Source organism: Ruegeria sp. TASC047 (genome assembly GCF_059612445.1).
This window is the reverse complement of sequence record NZ_JBXWQP010000025.1, coordinates 12,299-32,755: the sequence shown is the minus strand read 5'-3', so window position 1 is coordinate 32,755 and position 20,457 is coordinate 12,299. Positions and strand designations below refer to the sequence as shown.

19 protein-coding genes and 2 pseudogenes are annotated in these 20,457 nt (G+C 54.6%); 12 read left to right on the top strand and 9 right to left on the bottom strand.

The window, feature by feature from the left end:
• Positions 1 to 239: 239 nt before the first annotated feature.
• Complete coding sequence (locus AC2FLO_RS05965; RefSeq protein WP_496811650.1) at positions 240 to 689, top strand: hypothetical protein; 450 nt, start codon at positions 240 to 242, stop codon at positions 687 to 689.
• A 217-nt stretch (positions 690 to 906) separates the two neighbouring features.
• Entirely contained in the window at positions 907 to 1,320 is a 414-nt protein-coding gene (locus tag AC2FLO_RS05960) for an HGGxSTG domain-containing protein (RefSeq protein ID WP_480625536.1), read from the top strand.
• A gap of 502 nt (positions 1,321 to 1,822) precedes the next feature.
• Here the strand turns inward: AC2FLO_RS05960 and AC2FLO_RS05955 are convergent.
• Positions 1,823 to 3,517 (bottom strand): alkaline phosphatase family protein, encoded by a 1,695-nt coding sequence (locus AC2FLO_RS05955; RefSeq protein ID WP_496755058.1) that lies wholly within the window; start codon positions 3,515 to 3,517, stop codon positions 1,823 to 1,825.
• A 272-nt stretch (positions 3,518 to 3,789) separates the two neighbouring features.
• Here AC2FLO_RS05955 and AC2FLO_RS05950 point away from each other — a divergent pair, with 272 nt between their 5' ends.
• From AC2FLO_RS05950 to AC2FLO_RS05935, 4 genes are all read left to right on the top strand, one after another.
• Complete coding sequence (locus AC2FLO_RS05950; protein ID WP_496755057.1) at positions 3,790 to 4,773, top strand: DMT family transporter; 984 nt, start codon at positions 3,790 to 3,792, stop codon at positions 4,771 to 4,773.
• Between the two features lie 201 nt (positions 4,774 to 4,974).
• On the top strand, positions 4,975 to 5,904 hold the full coding sequence (locus AC2FLO_RS05945) for a DMT family transporter (RefSeq protein ID WP_496811649.1): 930 nt from the start codon (positions 4,975 to 4,977) through the stop codon (positions 5,902 to 5,904).
• Between the two features lie 881 nt (positions 5,905 to 6,785).
• Positions 6,786 to 7,073, top strand: a complete 288-nt coding sequence (locus AC2FLO_RS05940) for a hypothetical protein (protein ID WP_496755055.1) — start codon at positions 6,786 to 6,788, stop codon at positions 7,071 to 7,073.
• A 157-nt stretch (positions 7,074 to 7,230) separates the two neighbouring features.
• Complete coding sequence (locus tag AC2FLO_RS05935) at positions 7,231 to 7,602, top strand: cupin domain-containing protein (protein WP_496755053.1); 372 nt, start codon at positions 7,231 to 7,233, stop codon at positions 7,600 to 7,602.
• 112 nt (positions 7,603 to 7,714) lie between these two features.
• Here AC2FLO_RS05935 and AC2FLO_RS05930 read toward each other — a convergent pair whose 3' ends face one another.
• The 4 genes and pseudogenes from AC2FLO_RS05930 to AC2FLO_RS05915 form a co-directional block, all read right to left on the bottom strand.
• On the bottom strand, positions 7,715 to 8,029 hold the full coding sequence (locus AC2FLO_RS05930) for a TetR/AcrR family transcriptional regulator C-terminal domain-containing protein (protein WP_170614102.1): 315 nt from the start codon (positions 8,027 to 8,029) through the stop codon (positions 7,715 to 7,717).
• A gap of 103 nt (positions 8,030 to 8,132) precedes the next feature.
• Positions 8,133 to 8,273 (bottom strand): annotated as a pseudogene (locus AC2FLO_RS05925) (IS6 family transposase); the annotation flags it as partial.
• Positions 8,260 to 8,349, bottom strand: a pseudogene (locus tag AC2FLO_RS05920) (IS6 family transposase); the annotation flags it as partial. The pseudogenes AC2FLO_RS05920 and AC2FLO_RS05925, both read right to left, overlap by 14 nt.
• A 172-nt stretch (positions 8,350 to 8,521) precedes the next feature.
• Positions 8,522 to 8,971: a phasin family protein gene (locus AC2FLO_RS05915; protein ID WP_480441985.1), complete on the bottom strand. Its 450-nt coding sequence runs from the start codon at positions 8,969 to 8,971 to the stop codon at positions 8,522 to 8,524.
• Positions 8,972 to 9,170: 199 nt separating this feature from the next.
• Between AC2FLO_RS05915 and AC2FLO_RS05910 the strand changes: the two genes are divergently transcribed.
• Positions 9,171 to 10,328, top strand: coding sequence for a cation:proton antiporter (locus AC2FLO_RS05910; protein WP_170817049.1), 1,158 nt, complete (start codon positions 9,171 to 9,173; stop codon positions 10,326 to 10,328).
• A 121-nt stretch (positions 10,329 to 10,449) separates the two neighbouring features.
• Here the strand turns inward: AC2FLO_RS05910 and AC2FLO_RS05905 are convergent, their stop codons facing one another.
• The 4 genes from AC2FLO_RS05905 to AC2FLO_RS05890 form a co-directional block, all read right to left on the bottom strand.
• Positions 10,450 to 10,596 (bottom strand): hypothetical protein, encoded by a 147-nt coding sequence (locus AC2FLO_RS05905; RefSeq protein WP_170617449.1) that lies wholly within the window; start codon positions 10,594 to 10,596, stop codon positions 10,450 to 10,452.
• 144 nt (positions 10,597 to 10,740) lie between these two features.
• On the bottom strand, positions 10,741 to 10,989 hold the full coding sequence (locus tag AC2FLO_RS05900; protein ID WP_170617451.1) for a hypothetical protein: 249 nt from the start codon (positions 10,987 to 10,989) through the stop codon (positions 10,741 to 10,743).
• A gap of 39 nt (positions 10,990 to 11,028) precedes the next feature.
• Positions 11,029 to 12,888, bottom strand: coding sequence for a Na/Pi cotransporter family protein (locus AC2FLO_RS05895; RefSeq protein ID WP_170617453.1), 1,860 nt, complete (start codon positions 12,886 to 12,888; stop codon positions 11,029 to 11,031).
• Positions 12,889 to 13,372: 484 nt separating this feature from the next.
• On the bottom strand, positions 13,373 to 14,140 hold the full coding sequence (locus tag AC2FLO_RS05890; protein WP_170617455.1) for a TSUP family transporter: 768 nt from the start codon (positions 14,138 to 14,140) through the stop codon (positions 13,373 to 13,375).
• Positions 14,141 to 14,483: 343 nt separating this feature from the next.
• On the opposite strand from AC2FLO_RS05890, the gene acsA reads away from it, so the two are divergent.
• From acsA to AC2FLO_RS05865, 5 genes are all read left to right on the top strand, one after another.
• Positions 14,484 to 16,223 (top strand): acetate--CoA ligase, encoded by a 1,740-nt coding sequence (gene acsA / locus AC2FLO_RS05885; protein WP_170617457.1) that lies wholly within the window; start codon positions 14,484 to 14,486, stop codon positions 16,221 to 16,223.
• Positions 16,220 to 18,214 (top strand): pyruvate dehydrogenase (acetyl-transferring) E1 component subunit alpha, encoded by a 1,995-nt coding sequence (pdhA, locus tag AC2FLO_RS05880; protein ID WP_170617459.1) that lies wholly within the window; start codon positions 16,220 to 16,222, stop codon positions 18,212 to 18,214. Before acsA ends, pdhA begins: the two co-directional genes overlap by 4 nt.
• A gap of 1 nt (position 18,215) precedes the next feature.
• Positions 18,216 to 19,382, top strand: coding sequence for a dihydrolipoamide acetyltransferase family protein (locus AC2FLO_RS05875; RefSeq protein ID WP_170619902.1), 1,167 nt, complete (start codon positions 18,216 to 18,218; stop codon positions 19,380 to 19,382).
• Positions 19,379 to 19,627: an acyl carrier protein gene (locus tag AC2FLO_RS05870; protein WP_170485688.1), complete on the top strand. Its 249-nt coding sequence runs from the start codon at positions 19,379 to 19,381 to the stop codon at positions 19,625 to 19,627. Before AC2FLO_RS05875 ends, AC2FLO_RS05870 begins: the two co-directional genes overlap by 4 nt.
• Positions 19,628 to 19,972: 345 nt before the next feature.
• The gene (locus tag AC2FLO_RS05865) at positions 19,973 to 20,389 is read left to right on the top strand and encodes an Hsp20/alpha crystallin family protein (protein ID WP_170617576.1); all 417 of its coding nucleotides are present in this window, start codon (positions 19,973 to 19,975) and stop codon (positions 20,387 to 20,389) included.
• The last annotated feature ends 68 nt before the right edge of the window (positions 20,390 to 20,457 follow it).

Here is a 20,457-nt window from a genome sequence, read left to right as displayed (position 1 = left end):
TAATCAATCCAACCAGATGAGCCACATCCTCTCTTAGATCAGAGCGCCATCTGTCCCAAAATCCCTGACGACGGACACTTGTGGCAAAGGAATGGGCGCGGCTGGCAGATCGTTGCAATTGTGCAATTGAACTTGTGCACCACACTCGCAAGACAAACGGCGAGGAAGCAACTACTGAAAGCGGGCGCGGTGCAACGGCGCTCTTGGCAGCAGCAAGATCCGGTCGTGTGCTCAACAAGATGAGCAACGACATGAAGGCCGAGGCGGGTGTTCAAAACGATCCGTCCACCTACTTTGCCGTGACCCGTGACAAAGCGAACCTCGCCCCTGTTGGGGATCGTGTTTGGCGGCGCATGGCATCTGTGCAGCTATCCAATGGGGATAGCGTAGGCGTTGCTGAGGTCTGGAAATGGCCGGACACTTTCGATGGGGTATCGGTCGCTGACCTGCTGGCAGTGCAACATGCTCTGGATGGTCAGGGGCGGCGCTACTCGGATCAGGCTGGCGGCGAGTGGGCTGGTGTGACCGTAGCTGAAGTGCTGGGCTTCGACGCCCAAGCCGACCGCAAGCGCATCAAGAAGATAATCGATACTTGGCTGAAATCCGGGGCGTTGGTCAAAGGGCAGAAAACAGGTGCTCAACGCAAGCCTGTCCCCACTGTGGAGGTAGGCGAATGGGCAACGGTGTGATGTGCGCCGCCACCCAAAAATCAGGGGTAGCGCAAGGTGACGCTAACACCCCTAAAAACAGTTGCGCTACCACCACCACCCCTAAAAGGGGGGTGGGTGGTGGTGGCGCTGCGCCACCTGTCCGATCGCGGGGTGGTACAAAACAAAGTTGCAAACGCGACGGTGAGATGCATGGCAGGGACCTTGCGAAGACCAAGGACGAGCAATTTCGCGCATCATGGGGTTTGCAGACTATGTTAATAAATGTTGGTGTTTATTGATGGGGAGACCGACAAAGCTGGAAGTCAAAATACGTTCGCTCTTTCAAGGCGATCCGATTGATTGGTGTGAAATTTGGTCACGTTGGCGGCCGTGCCCAGCAGAGGCGCACAAGCACCCAAACTATCGGAGGGATTGCTCACAGTGCCACGGCGTAAATTGCAAACGGATGGCTGAGCTGGGCTTGAATGATGCCAGGGAACCCTTGCCTAGGACAGAGCGCCCAACATGCGGCGCAAAGACCCGAGCCGGTGGCCAATGCCAGGCCCGGGTAGTACCTGGAAAACGGCGTTGCAGGTTGCATGGCGGCCTCAGCACCGGCCCAAAGGGGAAGCGAAAAGCTAAAGCCAAAGTTGAAACAGAGGATGACTAAAGGGAGGCGGTGCAATACCTCCGCTGCACTGCCGATGGAGCACGCAATCCGTACCCATCAGATTCCACAACATCGCTTACAATGGCCACAGGGAGAAATTTCCCCCGTATGATCCGATTGGATCATGCTGTGCACAAGATACCCCCAATAGCCGAAATTCAGGGCGAAACTTCCAGAATCCGGCGGTGAACAGCCGCTTCTCCATCAAGTGCAAACGCTGGCGGAACATGAGCCTATGACCGCTACGCTATGCCATCAGCATTGCCCCACTCGTCATTTACTGGCTACTGGTAGTGGTTGGCCGACTATGTCGTCAACCGAAGACCACCCTCGTAGACAGAACCCACGGCGGCCCTTAGCGGGTTTCCGGGGGATCACTTTGCTTTCTTTTTTCGCAAAGCGGGCGTTGGTTGAAGGCCGGCTAAATGACTGTTCTGCGGACAAAACTGCCGCTCGAGAAATCGCAATCGCGGTCAATGTTGCCATCCGTTTTTAACAATCTTTACTGGCCCAGCACCTCGAGCAGAACCTCCCCCGTCGCCCCGGAAGGCGGGCGGGTGCCCGCGACGATGGAAAGGGTCAAAGCCACGTCAATCGTATGCACGCGGCGCGAAACTTTCTGCGGCGCGATACCTTGTCCGGCAAATAGGATCGGCACAAACGTATCATAGCGCCAAGGTGAGCCATGGGTCACCGTCACAGACAGGCCGTCCATATCGTTGATGAACCATTCTGGTTGGAAAACGAGGTGAATGTCCCCCGACCGGCCCGGGTGGTAGTTGTTCAAGACCGCCTGCATCAGAGCGTTGTCCGGCAGTGACCCTTCGCGCAGGCGCGAACTGGGTATCGCATAGGCCACGCCTTCAAAAGCAACCAGTTCATCGGCAATCATCGTCTCGAGCGCTACGCGGTCGATGTCAGGGTTGTTTCGGACTTCCGCGGCCAAGGTCAAATAGGGGTGGTCGTAACCTTCGAACAGCGCACCGATTATACCAAAGCGTTCTTTGATCCGGTCGGCGGCGGGTGCAGTATCCCATGCATCCGGTGTCACGTACCCTCCGGGCATTCCGATGGAGGCTAGATAGCCGGGCGCTTCAGGGGCGCCATGATCTGCCGACAAGACGATCAGCGTATTCTCAAGCCCGACTTCGGCATCGATATAGGCAAAGAAATCGGCCAGCGTGCGGTCAAGCTGCAGCAGATTGTCTTCCGCCTCAAGACTTGATGGGCCAAAGAAATGGCCAACGTAGTCGGTGACTGAAAAGCTGACCGCAAGAAAGTCGGTCACGTCGTCGTCGCCCAAGTCCTCGGCATCAATTAACGCTTTAGCGAAGTCAGCGGTCATCCTATCCCCGTAGGGACTGAGGGTAAGGAATGTTGTGTAATATTGACCGCTCGCGTCACCCAGAGGATGGGGGAATGTGCTCCCGAAACCGGCAAAGTCCGGTTTGTAGCCGTCCTCGTTGCTATTGGCGAAAAGGTAGCTGTCGATCGGGTTCAGCAACTTCCAAGACTGACCACTATAGCTTCGCGGCAAACCCTTGTCGTTCCATGTATCGACCCAAGTGGGGTAGGCATCGTAATAGTAGCTGCTGGTCACAAATTCTCCGGCGGCTTTTGAGAACCAGAATGCTTTGCCCGCATGTCCCGCCATCGCAACTGCGCCACGATCTTTGATCGAGACGCCAAATACCTTTGCTTTTCCGGCTGTGTGAACCGCCAACTCGTCGCCAAACGTTGAGGTCAGGATTGTCCGTGGTGAGCGGCCGTCGCTGGTCGCGGCGCGTTGCGTGGGGTCGATTTCGGTTTCATCGTCAACATCCGCCCCGCTGGTCAGAATCGAATAGTTTGGGTCTTCGATGTTGTACACCGTGCGTCCGGCTTCGCGGTCATACCACAGATTTCCGATCATCCCGTGTGCTGCAGGGTTGGCCCCTGTGGCCAAAGTTGTGTGGCCGACAATCGTTTCGGTGTTGGCATGCGTGTGGTGGGCGTTGTTATAGTGGATACCCTCTTCCATCAGGTAGCGGAAACCGCCTTCTCCAAACTGCTTGAGATGCCGAGTTGGCATATCGCCGCGCAATTGATCGACAGTGATTTGCACGATGAGTTTTGGTTGACTCTGGGCAGTGGCGGCCATTGGCACGGCACCCACAGCGCAGATCAGCAAGCCAGAGATTTTTGACAAAAAGTGCATGAGAAATCCTGTTGTTCAAAGACTGTCAGACCGGAGTATGCAGTCATTCTTCACCGTGAAACAACCCTAGTTGAATAAGGCAATCTCAATGGCAAATTCGGGCTCGGAGCGGTCGTTCGCTGCACTTTGTCTGAATGACCGATATGCGAACCAGCCACTCTGTTCCGAGCAACCCACTAGCGCTTGCGGTCCTTTGCGGACGTTGACCGGGCTTCAACGATACTGCGGTCGCCGCCCGCGTTTCAGGCTTTCGGTCCAACGTCGTTTTGAGGATGGACGCGCATTGGGCGAAACACGTAAATGAGCGGGTGCCCACAGCTGTAACCTCCCCTCAATCTACAGACCGCGTCCTGACCGGTGTCGTGCTCATGCTCGGATTCTGTTTGACCGCTCCTTTGCTGGATGTAGCGGCAAAACTCGCTTCAGCCAGCGTTCCAATCGGGCAAATCACCGCGGCACGCTTTGTCGTGCAGTGCGCACTGATGGCTCCCTTTATTTGGGCAATGGGATTATCGTTACGGGTGCCAAAAGGCGAATTGATGACCTTGATCACACGGGCATTGCTTTTGTTGTTCGCTACATTTTGCTTCATAGCCGCAATCCGCGTGATGCCACTCGCCGATGCGTTGGCGATTGTGTTTATTGCCCCGTTCATTGTCCTTTTGGTCGGCAAATTTTACCTCGGTGAAGAAGTAGGCCCTCGCCGCGTCGGAGCAGCACTCGTGGGGTTCGTCGGCGTCTTGTTCGTCATCCAACCGAGCTTTGCAGCTTTCGGTATTGTTGCTGCAATTCCGCTTGGAACGGCGGTCGCCTTTGCCTTCTACATACTTCTGACGCCTGGGCTAACACGACGGTTTCATCCCGTGGCATTACAGTTCCACACCGGCCTAACAGCCAGCCTGTTTTGCATTCCCGTCTTGCTTCTGGCGGAAGGTTCCGGGTCTGATCTGTTTGATCCTGTTTGGCCAAGCGACATCGTCTGGCTATGGCTTTTTGGAGCCGGGTTTTTCGCCACTGTAAGCCATATGATGATGACCTACGCCCTATCGCTCGCCCCATCCGCCACGCTTGCCCCACTCCAATATTTCGAGCTGCCGGTGGCGACGATTTTCGGATATCTCGTATTCAACGATTTTCCAAACACACTCAGTCTGCTCGGTATTGGCATTATCATTGGTGCGGGGCTCTACATGATCCACCGAGAGAGGATCGCAGCCAAATACCTAGTCAGCGCGCACGCAACCCCTCCGATCTAAATCGAAACTAGCTACAGCCCAGCGACATCCGTTGGGCTTCCCCGGGGCAACGCGGTCGAACAATACTGACACTTGTAATCGGTGCGGCAACTTCCAATGAGAAATTTGCAATCAAAAGCACTGAGCGTATGCATTCCATTGTTGCGTCTAAAGGTTTTGAGATTAGTCATGGTGGCGATCTCTGCATGAAAGGCCGGATCAATGCCTCTTCCCGGACCACGTGCTTTTGGATTGGTTGCAGCACTTGCTACAGTGACGATCTGGGCGGGTTTCATGCTTGTCACGCGATTTGCAGTGCAGAGTAACTTCACCGTTGAAGAACTTTTGATCCTGCGTTTGATGCCGGGTGCCTTGGTCATGGCCCCTGTTATGTGGCGACTTGGAGTTATGCCGCGCGGGGTGTCTTGGCCTCGCGCACTCGTGTTGATGATTGGCGCGAGTGCCGTGTTTCCATATGTGGTGTCAATGGGTCTGGCCTATGCGCCCGCTTCGGACGGAGGCGCGCTCGCTCCGGGCATGCTGCCTTTTTGGACGGCTCTGGCGGCTTACTTTATGACTGGAGAAATCACTGGCCCGCGCCGCAGGGTCGGGCTTGCGATGATATTGGCCGGCGCGATGATAGTCAGCCTATGGCAAATACTCACAGGTACTGACGAAGGCGCTTGGAAAGGCCACCTGATGTTCTTGACTGGGTCGGGATGTTTCGCGATCTACTCCATCATTTTTCGCCAAAGTGGGCTCAGCCCGTCGCACAGCTTGGTCATCGGGCTGTTTTGGGGCACGGTGCTTATTACACCTATCTTGCTGGCCACGGGCAACGTGACATTTGCCACGTCCAGTTTGTGGGACATCGCTGTGATGATCGTCCTTCAGAGCTTGATAATTGGAATTTTGGCGATGTTTCTGTTCGGCTACGCTGTGCAGCTTCTCGGCGCTGCGGAAACAGCCGCCTTTGGCGCATTGACCCCAATACTCGCGCTCCTTGGGGGCGTAGCTTTTCTGGATGAATCGATAACCCCGATCAAAGTTTTTGGCATCACCCTCGTTGCGGGGGGTGTCTTCCTGGCATCTGGCATTCTGAGCAAGTCTCACTCAGCTTCTGCACCCCAAAACACAAATGGCTATCTTTGAAAAATATGGACCCAGACTACCCGTTGGCGGATGTTTCATAATTTGTCCGTGAGGGCGGACAGGGTGGTTCCATAGGCAGAATTCCGTATGCCGAGCCTAAGTCAGTCGTGCCGGTTGCAGTATTTGATGCTTTGGGCTCAGAGCGGCGGTGCGGCGGGGAGTGTTTGAGCCGTTTCCGGGCCTGAAGTTTTACGGAACCGCTCTCACACCCCACCTTGAGCGTAGCGTGAGTTCTGACGAACTTGGGGTCAGTCCATTGAAACATTCATAGAAGCGCATACGTAAACTGGGTGTGAGGGCGAAAGCAACGAGTTTGGCCTCAACCTCTTCCCCAAGATGCACTTGGGCCAGAAGGTTTACGATTAACTCTCACACCCCACTGGGCAGTCTCCTTAGCGCAGGATTTCGAGAAACAGATTGTTTCCAAGTGTCTAGTCGATGAATACAATTGTCGAAGCTACGTTGCCATTGGTGGGGGTCTCGTTTTCCCTGAGGGTAAGGGCGCTTTTTGGTTAAGTGGGTGAACCGTCTGCCGCCCCCACACGACTATCTGCCTGTCAGGCAACTTTGGACCTCCGTTTGGTTTAGCACTCCAGACCCTGCTTGAACTCCTCTGACCCACAGTCATTGAGAGCCCAACGCTGCTGTTTTTCCATGTGCCGCACTATTTTCTGAGAATAGTCGGACTTCATGCAGCCCGCATACAGAATTTTACGCAGTGCCACGGAAGATGACGCTAAACTCGTCTCTGGGGCTCAGCTTGGGCCGAGCACAGAAATCCACCGGAGAGTTGTCCTGTTAGACAACATGTGTGCTAAGGTCTCTTGGCGGGGCTGCTTGCGCCGGATTTTTAGCTAACGAATGATTTTGGGAGATAAACTATGTTTGCACGTGTGACGAAATACAAGATGAAGCCTGGATCACGGGAGGCCGCAACAGCACTGATGAACCAGTTGAAGGGCCAAATCATGGGCATGTCGGGTATGCACAACTTCGTCAATGTTATGAACGATGATGGCAGCGGTTACGTGATTTCGATAGTCGAAAACGAGGCAACCTCTGATGCCAACGCTGAAAAGGTGAAGGCACTGTGGGGTCAGTTCTCTGAGCATCTGGAGAGCGTTCCAACGCCTGAGGGCTACGACGTCATAGCAAACTGGGCCAACTGACGAGACAGCAATCCGTTGAGTGGCGTTGTCCGCCTTTGCCACGGTCTCCTCGCCAGGAACTGTGCGGTTCTGCCCTGCCCAACGCGGCCCAGGTTTCGAGCGTCGGTTCAACCATGGCTGCCAAAGGCGGCCAACAAACAGGAATTCGGATAGAGACATGATGAACTACAAGCCCGGCGATGACGTGGGCCCGCTGGAGGAGTGGCCCTTCGACAATCCAGACAGCGCATATCAGATCAAAGAAGGTGACCCCAAGGCGTCCGGCCGCATAGATGTGGGCGGACAGGGCAAAGCGACGCGCGTTGGCATCTGGCGGTGTACAAAGGGCGTTTTCGAATGCACGGAACAGGGCGATGAACTTATGACGATCCTGTCTGGTCGATGCAGATTGGTTGATTTGACAACTGGCAAGGTCAGCGACCTCGAAACGGGAGACAGTCTCTTCGTGAGTGATGGAAGCCGGGTGATATGGCATATCAATGAGGATGTGACTAAAGTCTTCTTTGGTCACAAGCCGGATCTATTTTGAGGGCTGGACATGAATCCGGAATTCAGAACGGCCGCTTCTTCCAACACCTGACGTTCGTTGAAATCTTGCCTATGACCGCTCTGCGGACTTTCCTGCCGTTCGTGATGACCGATCAAATGTCTGCTTTGTAGTGCGCCAAAAACATAGCGATGCAATCGTCCAGTACGTCTTTTGGTGTCGGGTTCTCGCCGTGGAAAAACTCTGGCCAGAAGAAAAAGTTTTTGACGAGCGCCAGCAACTGGTTGGTTGCGAAGGTCGGATCGGCCTTTCGGATCACGCCTGCGTCCATGGCTTCGCCGATCAATCTCGTCATCGGGTAATCGTGGGTTTCTGTCTCCGTTAAGAACTTCCGGGACCGGTCGAGATCGCGGATCAGCTCTGATAGGACCATGTGATTTAATCCGATAGCCGTCTCTTCGGTAATCACCGCGATGTACCGCCACAGAGCCTCTGCTTGCGAGCGATCTTTCCTGGTTGAAGTGGTTGTAGACGGAGGAGTGGACCGAGACGATTTTCTGCAGACTTCGCATACGCCTGAAACGCTGCATTGCGCTTTCTCGTTGTCGGAACGGGAGGTGTGAGTTCTCGACGCGGTTGTTTAGCCAACTGCCCGTCCCTTGTTTTTCAAGAGCACCCAATTGTCTGAGCGCAGCCTTACCGGACAGTTTCATGGCTAACGTTGATGCCTCGCTCATGCAGCAGATCTTCGACATTCCGAAGCGAGCGCGGGAAGCGGATGTATAACATCACCACAAGGCGGATGATCTCGGGGCTGGTTTTGAAGTACTTGAAAGAGGCAGGTCTGGTCATGGGCAAAAGCTACTCAACACCCCTAACCCGCTCAAGCAAAGTTATTCGGACAAGACCCTCCCAGCTACTGCTCCGATGATTTCAGTTTGGTTTTTCGGAGGCAGGAACCCTACACAGGGTTAGACTTTGAAGATTTCCCCGCGCTCTTTGTAGAGGCTGCAACATCGCCAACTGTTTTCTCAACAGCTTCAGCTTCGGTTTCAGCGACATATGCTGCACAACGGGCCACGGTTTCGAACCATTCCTGAGCGTCAGCAACCAACCGCTCCGCCGAATGGCGCTGCCACTCCGCCATGCTCTGAAAGGCTTTAGAAGGATCGGACGGGTTCGCGGAAGACACATTGCGTGCAGCTTTTAGAGCCGTCCGGACCGCCTCATGACGCCGTTCGAACCAATGCTGCGCAAAGGCCTCGGTTTCTTCGAGCAATTTCTCTTGCGCGTCCCAAAATTGTTCGATCTGGGCACCGAAGGCCGGATTGCCAGAAATGGGCGGCTGCATTTGCTTGAAAACATCCAAAAGCGAGGTCGGGCTATTTGTGTTAAATTTCTTTGTCGGCATCGAAAGTTCCTCCTCATTTCCTGAATGAGTTATTGTGCCAAGTGCGGCGCGCTTTCGCCTAAATACAGATCAATATCCCTTTTTTAGGGATCTTCGGCCTAAGCTGCGACGGGACTCTCGCATTTTCTCCGTCATCGGTTCCTAGCAAGCAGGGTTGGGGTTAGAGTAGTCTAGACAAGATCTTAACGCTTGGTTTTCTATGCACATTGCCGGCTTTCTGATTACCCTTGGTGTCCTTTTCCTTGCCGGATTGGCGGCCGATCAACTTGGCCGGGCCACGCATCTTCCTCGTGTTACAACCTTACTGTTCCTCGGCCTGATTGCCGGGAACGCAGGATTCGGGGTGATCCCGGTCGACGTTGCCAAGTGGTTCGATGAGATCTCCATTGTTGCCTTGACGATGGTCGCGTTTCTTCTTGGAGGATCTTTGACCCGCAAAAACCTGGTTCGGCATGGCCGAGCCATTCTGACGATTTCGATTTCAATCGTGGTTGCAACCCTTGTTATTGTGTCGGTTGGACTGACCGCGATTGGCGTACCGTTCGGGTTGGCGTTGGTGCTGGCGGCAATTGGCACGGCTACAGCTCCGGCCGCCATTGCAGACGTGATCAAACAATCTGGGGTGTCCAACAGCTTTACCGAAACATTAAAGGGCGTAGTCGCAATTGATGACGCTTGGGGTCTGATCGTTTTCAGCATCGCCTTGGTTCTGGCCGGTCATTCGGATGGTTGGGCCACCGTCACGACCACAGCGATGTGGGATTTCGGAGGGGCGATACTATTGGGTACCGCACTGGGCGTGCCATCCGCTTACCTGACAGGCCGCTTGAAACCCGGAGAACCCATGCAGGCAGAAGCAGTGGGCATAGTCTTTCTGACAGCGGGCCTCGCGCTTTGGCTGGAGGTTTCATTCTTGGTAGCAGGCATGGTTGCGGGCGCGGTTATCGGAAATCTTGCGCGCCATCACGACCGTGCTTTTCATGAGATCGAGCACATTCAGTGGCCGTTCATGATTCTGTTCTTTCTGCTGGCTGGCGCCACGTTGGACATTGAAGCCTTCGGCTTGATGGGCTGGGCTGGTGCACTTTTTCTGTTTTTGCGCGCCGTGGCCCGCCTGGTCGGAGGTTACTGCGGAGCAAGACTTGGCGGCCTGCCTCGCCGTGAGACCCGCTGGTACGGTCCCGCTTTGTTGCCACAGGCCGGTGTTGCGGTCGGAATGGCCCTTGTAGCTGGAGAGCAATTTCCGCATTGGGCCGCGTCGATCATGGCCATTACTCTGGCCAGTACTGTGGCCTTCGAGGTGTTGGGGCCGCCGTTGACTCTCATGTCGATCAGACGCACGGCGGATACCGACTAGCGGATTGGTCAGCGCCTATTCAGACTGGATCGATTCAAGAAAAGCGAGCAAATTCGCCAACGGCAGGCCAACCATCATAGATTGCCCATTGGGCAAAGCCACCGCGATTTGTTGGTCTGTCTCAAACACCGCGCCAAAGATTGGCATTTCGCCACCATATGCAAACCTCGCGGATCGCATCTACACGCATCATTCCCTGGCCGACAAGCACATCAACTTGCCGCAGCTTCTTAACTATTTCTTCCGGCTTATGTCTCTTGTTCGCCATTCTCGGCCCTCCGTTTCTCAGACGTAACGGTGGTCCAAATAAAATGTGGCACTCCAGTTGCTTAGGTGTGTTGGCATCAGGTTCAAAATGGCCACCAAGGCACTCGTCGCGAGTCCTCAAATTTTTAAAGCCTGAACCAGAGTATTAGTCAATTTCGCTCAACAGCCACTCAGCCCGTTTGACACTCTCGTGCGCTGTTCCGAGTTTTCGAACCAGTCTGGCTTTCCTGTCAGAATTCTTCTCCAAATTAATTTCGGCTTCAAGATCTGCCACCTTCTTGCGCAGCTTTTTGAGTACCTTTTGAACATGGCTGGATTTAATTTTCTCCGCTTTGCCTGCCTCAAGACGCGAGTTGTACTCGACCATTTTTTCGGCAAGTTTTTTCAATCCCATCTTAATACCCCCCGCAGATCGTCGCACAATTTCAGCATGCTATTTGCTTTCTACGACTTTACTGTGATGTTTTTCGGATTCTTCTTCCTTAGAGAGCGCATCGGTTTCAATCTTATACTCACCGAGTTCTTCTTCTTCTAAAGCCAACAAACGTTCGACTTCGGCCATGGCGCTGTCTCGTTCGATGTAAAAGGTTCTCGCTGCTTCGATCAGCTTACGCATCGCGCTATAGGCATAATCCGAGTCGTTGAGAAATGAAGTTGCGGCATCGGGAGTGAGTTGGTTTTTTCGAATGAGCTGTTCTACACGGCGCGCAGCGGTCCGAGCATCTTCTTCTATTTGCGCACGTTCCTGATCAAGCCAGAGCGCACTACGCTCACCCGGTTCTGCTTCTTCAAGTTTTTGAATCTCAATGAGTATTCTGGCAATTTCAGTACGGAGGTCATCATACAGTTCGGTTGCACTCCCGGAAAACCGTACAGTGTGACGCAAGATATTCTTTCGCAGGTGTTTGACCGACTTAACCGCTTGAACGATGTCGCCAGCGACATCTCTCAGGGCATAAACTCGTTCCGCTACATCTGGTTCGACACGTTTTTCCCCGACGCGCGTCGAGAATTCGACAATGGCGGAATAGAGTGTCTTGATCTTGCGCCGGTAGCTTTCCTCAATATCCATGTCGGTAGGTGTTCGACTGCTTCGAACCACCTCTGCAACGCTGTTCGCGCTAAGCACATCCTTCCTATGCAGATTCAGGCCATGCAAGATCAACGTCATCGCGTTTTCGTATAGGTGCATGACCTCCTTTCGAAGTGCAATCTCAAGAGTTTGTGGGAAATCATCGGCCGCATCGTTCAGGTAACGCGGTTGACTAACATCCGGGATTGGTTCGATAATACTGCGTTCTAGAAAGGAGATCAGCCCCCGCATCAATGGTAACATGAGCAAGACGCCGAGCACGTTAAAGATAGTATGGAACACTGCCAACTTCAGAGCAAAATCTTCCGCACCGATACCCACGGCACCACTGATCATGTCAACCATCTCACGTAGCGGGACTATGAAAACCAAAGCTACCGCCGCAGTTATTGTATTGAAGATCAGGTGCGCCAATGCCAGTCGCTTGCCCTGAAAATTGGCGCTGATCGAGCCAATAATCGCCGTAATCGTGGTTCCAATATTAGCCCCGATCGCGAGAGCCAGCGCGTTTTCATAGCTAATTTGTGAAGCGGCAAGCGCAGTGAGAGTAAGCACCATCGTCGCGTGGCTCGACTGCATAATCACGGTTGCGGCAGTCCCCAACAAACAATAGACCACCAGCCCCCAAAATCCCGACAAAGCAAATCGCATTAGATCGACCTGGTCCTTGAACGCGTCGAAACCCTCTTTCATGTAATGAATGCCTAGGAACAGAAAACCCAGTCCGCCAAGAGCGTAACCAATCCCACGGAGCACCTTCGGCTTCTGAAACACAAGGATTATGCTAAGGCCGATAATTGGCATGGCATAGGTTGCGATATTCACCTTCAATCCTAGCCCGGCAACCAACCACGCACCCGTCGTCGTTCCGATATTGGCCCCAAAGATTATGCCCACCCCACCGACCAGAGAAATCAGGTCAGCACTTAAAAATGAAATCGTTATGACCGAAACCAGTGAACTGGACTGCAACAACGCAGTAGAGACGAAACCGAATAAGAGAGATCGCGAAACGGATTTTGTCGCCCGCTGAAGCATTCGTTCTAGTGTTCCGCCTCCAAGTAGCTTGAAACCGTCTTCAAGCATAAGCATGCCAAACAAAAAGATAGCGATCCCAGCTGCAACCACCTGCGCGTCAGGACTTACCCAAAAGGCAATTAGTAGCGCGCCAATTGCGACCGGTAGGTAGTACTTGATCATTCAATCAATCCAAATTTTTGGATCGCAAAAACACCGCATGGCGCGAATTTCGACCTCCAGGAAGACCGCACACTAACCTCAACCAACGTTCGTGCAGCGCCAAGATTCTCAGCAGATACCACATCCCAAACCCGGGCGCTTTCTGATCTCGATATTTCTACTACCGCAACGTACATGTCTCATTGATTCAAATCATGGCGTAGGAACTCTACTTGCTCAAATGTTTGGACTGACTTGCTACATGACACCGATGGACCAAACATGTTGAGAACTGAAAGAGTAGAAAAAGCAGTTCGCCTATGGCGTTTATTGAATTGGCGCTTGTTTCAAGCACCAATCAGTTGTTTTTTTCGACGCGCGTATACCGGCACATTCGGCCGTGAGCTTAAAGCGATGACAGTTCTTTATACTGCTACGCCAATCATTTGGCCAAATCTCCCTTTCGCCGTTCCCCGAATTTGTCGATACCCGACGAAATGGAAATTTATCGAAAGCCGTAAACTAGCATCTGGCCTACACCCGCGATACAAAAGGCGAGCAGAAGCCAGAGGACCCTTGTCTTGAACGAGTCCGATGGCGTGGCGAAGAAATGGCGCGAGCCCAGCCAAATGCCCGCCAGCATCACGGGTATTGCCGCCAGAATTAGCCAGAACGTAATTGTTTCAAAGTGGCCGGCGGCGAAAAGCAACCCTCCTGTAATCAGATCTACGAAGAAGAGATAGGCGATAAGCGTTGCCCGCATCGCTGTTGACTCAATAGTCGAGGAGGTGAAGAACAAAGCCAATACAAGACCGCTCAGCGCGGTCGCCCCATTTGCCGCCCCGGCGATAAGGCCAGCCAGAACCAACCTCGGCATCGTAATGGATACAGGCCGGGAAGCAGACAAGAGCAGCAACCCCGTTGAGGCAAACACCACACCGTAGACAATCATCCGCAGTGTACTTTCCGCGACATAGGACAGTAGAAAAATACCGGCTGGCGCACCAATCAGGCTGGCGCCAAGAAGAATGCCGAGATAACGGCGGTTGATATCAGGCAGGATACGCGGCGCCTGACTACTGGACGCGAGAATTTCAAGCGCAATGGACAATGGCACGAGTTGTGAAGCGGGAATGACCGGGAGCAAGCCCACCATCAGAATAGTCGAGAACCCAAACCCCGAATAACCCCGAGCAAAAGAGGCTGCGAAGATAACAACTCCGGCCAGCACAATGGTCAAGAAAGACGCATCCGGGGCAAAATCACTAATCATGCTGCCCACTGGAAAGACCGGCCTTGCCGCGGTTCTTTATGCGATCTTGCACGCGGTTAGATATGCAGGTCCGTGCATTAGGTGACAATCGGATATTCGGGGAGGCCTTCAAAATGTGCTTCCAGTCGGTCGAAACGATGCACAAGTCTATCATTGAAGATGTAAAAGGCCATAAGGACCTGATGTAGTCCTAACAAACCATGGTACGTACATAATCGCGCGCGCACTGACCTTGCCCGAAACGTTAAAGATCGGTTTAGATGAGTCCATATTGCGCGCTTTGATTTGAGTCATTGTCTTCCCCCAGATCTCCCCGCCAGACTTTCTGTGGGAGGATGTAGCAATGAGCACCATCCGGAAATCACCCGAAGAGCGCGCCGCTGCGTGTTGGCAACCAACCTCGGATGCCCTAGAGCAGCCGACACACGACCTTGGCCGCGAACTTCTCACAGGTTTGCCAGATGGCTCGATCAACATCGGGTTTGAAGCTGTCGATCGCCACGTAGCTCAGGGGCATGGAGACTATACTGCCCTGATATGGCTATCCAAGGACGGAGCGCAGCAAACGCTCAGCTATAGCGATCTCGCAGCCATGTCGTCGCGATTTGCAAATCTGCTCTATGACCACGGACAACAAAAAGGAGACCGCGTCTTTGTCGCGATGGGGCGCCGGCCTGAGCTTTATGCTGCAGCCCTTGGCACTTTAAAGGCCGGGATGGTCTTTACGCCACTCTTTGCCGCCTTTGGGCCGGAACCCCTGAGAACCAGGATGGAAATCGGCGATGCCAATGTTCTGGTCACGACTAAGTCACTCTACAAACGCAAAATCGCATCGTGGCGTCAGGAAATGACGTCGCTGCGTCTGGTCCTCATCGTTGGCGACGAAGCTCCTGATGATTGCGTCGCTCTGGCCCCGGCATTGCAAGAGGCCTCGACAGAATTTCTGGCGGTCCATACACAGACGGAAGACCCGGCATTGATTCATTTTACCTCGGGTACCACCGGGAGGCCAAAAGGTGCGGTTCACGTGCATGGCGCAGTTCAGCACCACGCGCTCTCCGGTCGTTACGCACTCGAACTGCAGCCCGGCGTGACCTACTGGTGCACCGCTGACCCGGGCTGGGTCACCGGAACGACCTACGGAATTATCTCACCACTGGTGAACCGCGTGACGATGATTGTGGACGAGGCAGAGTTCAATCTCGAACGCTGGTATGGGATCGTTGAAAGGGAACGCGTTGAGGTCTGGTATTCAGCCCCAACAGCCATCCGCATGATGATGCGCGCTGGCAGTGAGGTCGCACGCGGGTACGACTTCAGCGCTCTGCAGTTTCTTGCAAGCGTCGGTGAGCCTCTGAACGCCGAAGCCGTGGTCTGGTCCAACGAGGTATTCGGTCGACCGTTCCACGACAATTGGTGGCAGACAGAAACCGGCGGCATCATGATTGCCAATACTAGAGCGCATGACATCAAGCCTGGATCGATGGGCAGACCCCTGCCTGGCGTTGTTGTCGGCATTGTGGAACCAGACAACGGGGGCTTGCGAGAATTACCGGATGGCGAGATCGGAGAGCTTGCTCTGCGACCGGGTTGGCCCTCGATGATGCGGGACTATCTTCACGAACAGGCGCGGTACGAAAAATGCTTTAATGATGGCTGGTACTTGTCAGGCGATCTCGCGATGCGGGACAGTGATGGGTATTTCTGGTTCGTCGGTCGAGCCGATGACCTAATCAAAACGTCGGGCCATCTGGTCGGCCCCTTCGAGGTTGAAAGTGCGCTGATTGAGCATGAAGCCATCGCCGAGGCCGCTGTGATTGGTATTCCAGACGAGACTGCGGGCGAAATCGTCAAAGCCTTCGTGACCCTGAATCCCGGCCAAACCGAGGATGAGGAGCTAGAGCGCGACATTCGCGGCCTTGCCCGCAAACGGCTTGGAGCGGCTGTGGCCCCCCGCGAGATCGTTTTCCGAAATGCCCTGCCCAAGACCCGCTCTGGCAAGATCATGCGCCGCCTTTTGAAGGCGCGCGAACTTGGTCTGCCAGAAGGTGACATCTCTACATTGGAGACGGACGAGAAATGACCACAAGCAAACCAAGACTGGACCGCGACCATGTGAAACGCTTGCTGAGTGACATGATCCGTATCCGACGTTTCGAAGACAAATGTGCGGAGCTATACACTCAGGAAAAAATTCGCGGCTTCCTGCACCTCTATGATGGAGAGGAAGCGATTGCCGCTGGGATTATCCCGCTCTTGTCGGACAAAGATCGCGTCGTCGCCACGTACCGAGAGCACGGACATGCGCTGATGCGCGGCGTCTCAATGTCCTCGGTCATGGCCGAGATGTATGGCAAGACCCAAGGCTGCTCGGGCGGACGCGGAGGTTCGATGCACCTGTTTGACGCCGCCACGAACTTCTATGGCGGCAATGCCATTGTCGGTGGCGGTCTCCCTTTGGCTGCGGGGCTGGCTCTAGCCGAACGGATGCGCGGCGACACAGGCGTGACGGCCTGCTTCTTTGGCGAAGGCGCCGTGGCCGAGGGCGAGTTTCACGAGACTCTTAACCTCGCGGCACTGTGGCGGCTACCTGTTCTTTTTGTTTGCGAAAACAATGGCTACGCAATGGGGACGGCTCTGGCGCGCTCCGAGTCTGAGACCGATGTCAGCCGCAAGGCCGCCGCTTATGGGCTCGAGGCGCGTGTGGTCGATGGTATGGACATTGTCGCGGTCGAAGTGGCCGCAACACAGGCGCTGCAGGAAATCCGCGAAACGGGAAAGCCAGTATTTCTTGAATGTAGAACTTACCGTTTCCGGGCGCATTCGATGTTTGATGCCCAACTTTACCGACCAAAGGACGAAGTTGAGGAATGGCGTAATAAGGGGCCAATTCTGCGCTTCCAGTCATGGCTCTTAGAAAATGGGCTGATCCACGAAGAAGAAATCCGGGAGTTCGAAAAGCAAGCTGATGCTGAAATCGACGAAGCCGTCGCTTTTTCCGAGGCCGGCACCTGGGAGCCTGTGTCGTCGTTAACTAAGGACGTAATGGCGCCATCCGCGACAACTGTTGAGGCCTCTTCCCCTACCGGTGAGCTGGTCGAGACCACCTATCGTGAAGCCATTAGGGCCGCGATTTCCGACGCCATGGCTCGCGACCCCCGTGTCTTCCTCATGGGCGAGGACGTCGGTGCATATGGCGGATGCTATGCCGTCTCCAAAGGTCTGATGGACAAATTCGGCGCGGACAGGGTGCGTGACACGCCGCTCTCCGAGTCAGGCTTCACCGGGGCTGGGATCGGGGCTGCATGTGCCGGGATGCGCCCCGTAGTTGAACTGATGACCGTCAACTTCAGCCTTTTGGCCCTCGACCAGATTTTGAACACCGCAGCCACCCTCCGGCACATGTCCGGAGGGCAGTTCGGCGTACCGATGGTCATCCGTATGGCAACCGGGGCGGGCAAGCAACTCGCGGCCCAGCATTCCCATAGCCTTGAAGGATGGTACGCCCATATTCCGGGACTTAAGGTCCTCGCGCCTGCGACGCTGGGAGATGCGCGCGGCATGCTTTGGACCGCTCTGCAGGATCCCGATCCAGTCCTTATCTTCGAAAATGTTGTGCTCTACAATCTGAGCGGTCAAATTGACTCGGGCGCAGGCCCTGTCGACATTTCCCGCGCGGCTATTCGCAGGCCGGGCAAAGACCTAACGCTGATTACCTATGGCGGGTCGCTCCACAAGACATTAGAGGCGGCAAATTCGCTAGCCTTAGAAGGGATTGGCGCTGAAGTCATCGACCTGCGCTCGCTACGTCCGCTTGACGACGAAACAATCATGGGATCGGTTGCCCGGACGCGCCGCGCCGTCATTGTTGACGAAGGATGGCGCAGCGGCTCGCTGGCAGCTGAAATCTCGGCCCGGATCACCGAACAGGTCTTTTGGACGCTCGATGCCCCAGTTGAAAGGGTGTGTTCGGAAGAAGTTCCGATCCCTTACCCGAAACATATGGAAGACGCCTCGATACCACAGGTTCCTGCGATTGTCGCGGCGGCCAAGAGTGTGATGGGGCAAAGCTGACATGAGTATTTTTCGGATGCCCTCGCTAGGTGCAGATATGGAGGCCGGTACGTTGGTCGAGTGGCTGATTCAGCCAGGGGACGAGGTGCACCGGGGGGATGTCGTCGCCGTGGTAGAGACACAGAAAGGCGCCATAGAAATCGAGAGCTTTGAAGCCGGGGGCGTCTCAGAATTACTGGCGCAAGTCGGTCAAACCGTTCCCGTGGGAGAACCGCTAGCCCGTATAGGAGAGGACGCGCCGGAAGCGCCAGCGGTTTTGCCAGACCCGTCCGACACTGCGCTTCCAGGCATCCCATCTCATGGCCCTGATGCACAAAAGGTCTCGGCCACGCCACCCAGACCGGCGGCGGTTATGGCAGCCAGCCCGGCGGCCCGCGTTGCAGCACGGCATGCTGGCCTCAAGCTGTCTGAACTCCGAGGCAGCGGCCCGGATGGGGCAGTTGTTTTGGCCGATGTTGAGATCTTCGCGAAAAACGCGGCCAGTTCCAAACAAGCCACAGACGGCCTATCCGAAATGCGCAAGGCGGTTGCCGCAGCGATGACGCGCGCAAAGCAGGAAATTCCACATTTCTACGTCTCACACACGATTGAAACTCAGGGCCTGTCTGAATGGCTGGCCGCACGCAACAAGGACCGGCCCCCGGCAGAACGGATATTGCTCGGCGCGGCCATCGTGAAGGCCGCCGCCCTCGCAGCGCAGACCGTCAAATCGCTGAACGGTCATGTTGTGAATGGAGCATTTGTCCCCTGTAACAAGATCAATACAGGAGTCGCCATCGCCCTCCGTGGCGGCGGACTGGTCGCCCCAGCGCTCTTCAACGCAGACCGTATGTCCCTTGAGGAGGTCATGGAAGGGATGCGTGATCTGGTGACCCGTGCTCGATCTGGACGATTGCGTAGTTCAGAACTGACCAGCGGAACGTTCACAATTTCCAGCCTTGGTGAGAGTGGTGCCGACAGTATGACGGGAGTGATCTTCCCTCCTCAGGTTGTCCTCTTGGCGGTCGGCGCCCCACAAATCCGCCCTTGGGTGGATGGGGAGAAAGTTGCCCCCCGTGAGGTCACGAACTTTGTGCTCTCTGCAGACCACCGCGTCTGCGACGGCAGGCAGGCCTCAAAATTCCTTACAGTGTTGGCCGAAAAGCTTTCGAGACCGGAGGAACTATGAACGACAGTGAGATTAGACAGGCCTTTCTGGAGGAAATCCACAAAATCGCGCCGGACATAAAACCGGCGGATGTGTCTGATGATGACCATCTGCAAGATGATCTGGAGCTCGACTCGATGGATATTCTGAACCTTGTGACAGCCCTGCACGCGCGCTTAGGCGTGTCGATACCTGAGACCGACTATGCCCAGATCGAAACGCCAACCAAGGCGCTTAAGTACTTCGCTTCTAGACGCGGGCAATGATTCAAAACGCCAATTACGTTGAAGCAAAGCGGAAATCGTCGACACGGCAAATTCTGATGTGGGATGCGCATTCACTTCTCTCTAAATTTAGTGCTTTTCCAAGGTGAATGTCGAGGCAGTGAGCGATGTGATTATTCCTCCCACGTAGTGAAGGTCCGACGGCCGTAATGCCAACTGCTGTAACTGCGTTAAAGTCTGCTTTGGGCTCAAAGCACTCGTTCGATGCAACTCTCACCAACAACCGCTTTGCGGACTTTGCAGCCATTCCCTTTTGATCCGCATCAAGGACGTGGAACGGCGACCAGCTCAATATCTCTCCAACCTATCAGAGAGGAGAACATGGAAATGGTTGAGAAATCTCACACCAGCGGCTTCTGGCCTTCGCTTTATGAACCCCTTCGGCAGGTGGGGACGCGAGTATCCGAATGGTTGGCCCCTGCATCGGAGGCGTCAGGTTCGGATAACACTTACCGTATCAGCGTCGAACTGCCAGGGGTGGCTGAAGAAGACATCGACTTGAGTGTTCATGAAGGTGTTGTAACGCTGAAGGGCGAAAAGCAAACCAAGCGCGAAGAGAAAGGTGAGACATGGTTCTTCTCCGAGAGGCAGTATGGCTCTTTCAGCCGGTCTTTTCGGCTGCCGCCGGACGCGGATGCCGACAGTGTCGATGCACTCCTGAAGGATGGAGTGCTGACCATCAATATTCCTAAGGTCACACTGGCAAAGTCGGAAGATACCAAGGTGCAGATCCGCAGATCCTAGGGCCAGCCGAATGATCTCGGGGCTGGTTTTGTAGTACTTTAATGGCGATCTTTTATTCATAAGCTGAG

What these genes read in the sequence shown, in the direction of transcription:
- AC2FLO_RS05965 (WP_496811650.1), top strand. Translation starts at nt 240, where the DNA reads ATGAGCAACGACATGAAGGCCGAGGCGGGTGTTCAAAACGATCCGTCC.
- AC2FLO_RS05960 (WP_480625536.1), top strand. Translation starts at nt 907, where the DNA reads ATGGGGTTTGCAGACTATGTTAATAAATGTTGGTGTTTATTGATGGGG.
- AC2FLO_RS05955 (WP_496755058.1), bottom strand. Translation starts at nt 3,517, where the DNA reads ATGCACTTTTTGTCAAAAATCTCTGGCTTGCTGATCTGCGCTGTGGGT.
- AC2FLO_RS05950 (WP_496755057.1), top strand. Translation starts at nt 3,790, where the DNA reads ATGGACGCGCATTGGGCGAAACACGTAAATGAGCGGGTGCCCACAGCT.
- AC2FLO_RS05945 (WP_496811649.1), top strand. Translation starts at nt 4,975, where the DNA reads ATGCCTCTTCCCGGACCACGTGCTTTTGGATTGGTTGCAGCACTTGCT.
- AC2FLO_RS05940 (WP_496755055.1), top strand. Translation starts at nt 6,786, where the DNA reads ATGTTTGCACGTGTGACGAAATACAAGATGAAGCCTGGATCACGGGAG.
- AC2FLO_RS05935 (WP_496755053.1), top strand. Translation starts at nt 7,231, where the DNA reads ATGATGAACTACAAGCCCGGCGATGACGTGGGCCCGCTGGAGGAGTGG.
- AC2FLO_RS05915 (WP_480441985.1), bottom strand. Translation starts at nt 8,971, where the DNA reads ATGCCGACAAAGAAATTTAACACAAATAGCCCGACCTCGCTTTTGGAT.
- AC2FLO_RS05910 (WP_170817049.1), top strand. Translation starts at nt 9,171, where the DNA reads ATGCACATTGCCGGCTTTCTGATTACCCTTGGTGTCCTTTTCCTTGCC.
- AC2FLO_RS05905 (WP_170617449.1), bottom strand. Translation starts at nt 10,596, where the DNA reads ATGGCGAACAAGAGACATAAGCCGGAAGAAATAGTTAAGAAGCTGCGG.
- AC2FLO_RS05900 (WP_170617451.1), bottom strand. Translation starts at nt 10,989, where the DNA reads ATGGGATTGAAAAAACTTGCCGAAAAAATGGTCGAGTACAACTCGCGT.
- AC2FLO_RS05895 (WP_170617453.1), bottom strand. Translation starts at nt 12,888, where the DNA reads ATGATCAAGTACTACCTACCGGTCGCAATTGGCGCGCTACTAATTGCC.
- AC2FLO_RS05890 (WP_170617455.1), bottom strand. Translation starts at nt 14,140, where the DNA reads ATGATTAGTGATTTTGCCCCGGATGCGTCTTTCTTGACCATTGTGCTG.
- acsA (WP_170617457.1), top strand. Translation starts at nt 14,484, where the DNA reads ATGAGCACCATCCGGAAATCACCCGAAGAGCGCGCCGCTGCGTGTTGG.
- pdhA (WP_170617459.1), top strand. Translation starts at nt 16,220, where the DNA reads ATGACCACAAGCAAACCAAGACTGGACCGCGACCATGTGAAACGCTTG.
- AC2FLO_RS05875 (WP_170619902.1), top strand. Translation starts at nt 18,216, where the DNA reads ATGAGTATTTTTCGGATGCCCTCGCTAGGTGCAGATATGGAGGCCGGT.
- AC2FLO_RS05870 (WP_170485688.1), top strand. Translation starts at nt 19,379, where the DNA reads ATGAACGACAGTGAGATTAGACAGGCCTTTCTGGAGGAAATCCACAAA.
- AC2FLO_RS05865 (WP_170617576.1), top strand. Translation starts at nt 19,973, where the DNA reads ATGGTTGAGAAATCTCACACCAGCGGCTTCTGGCCTTCGCTTTATGAA.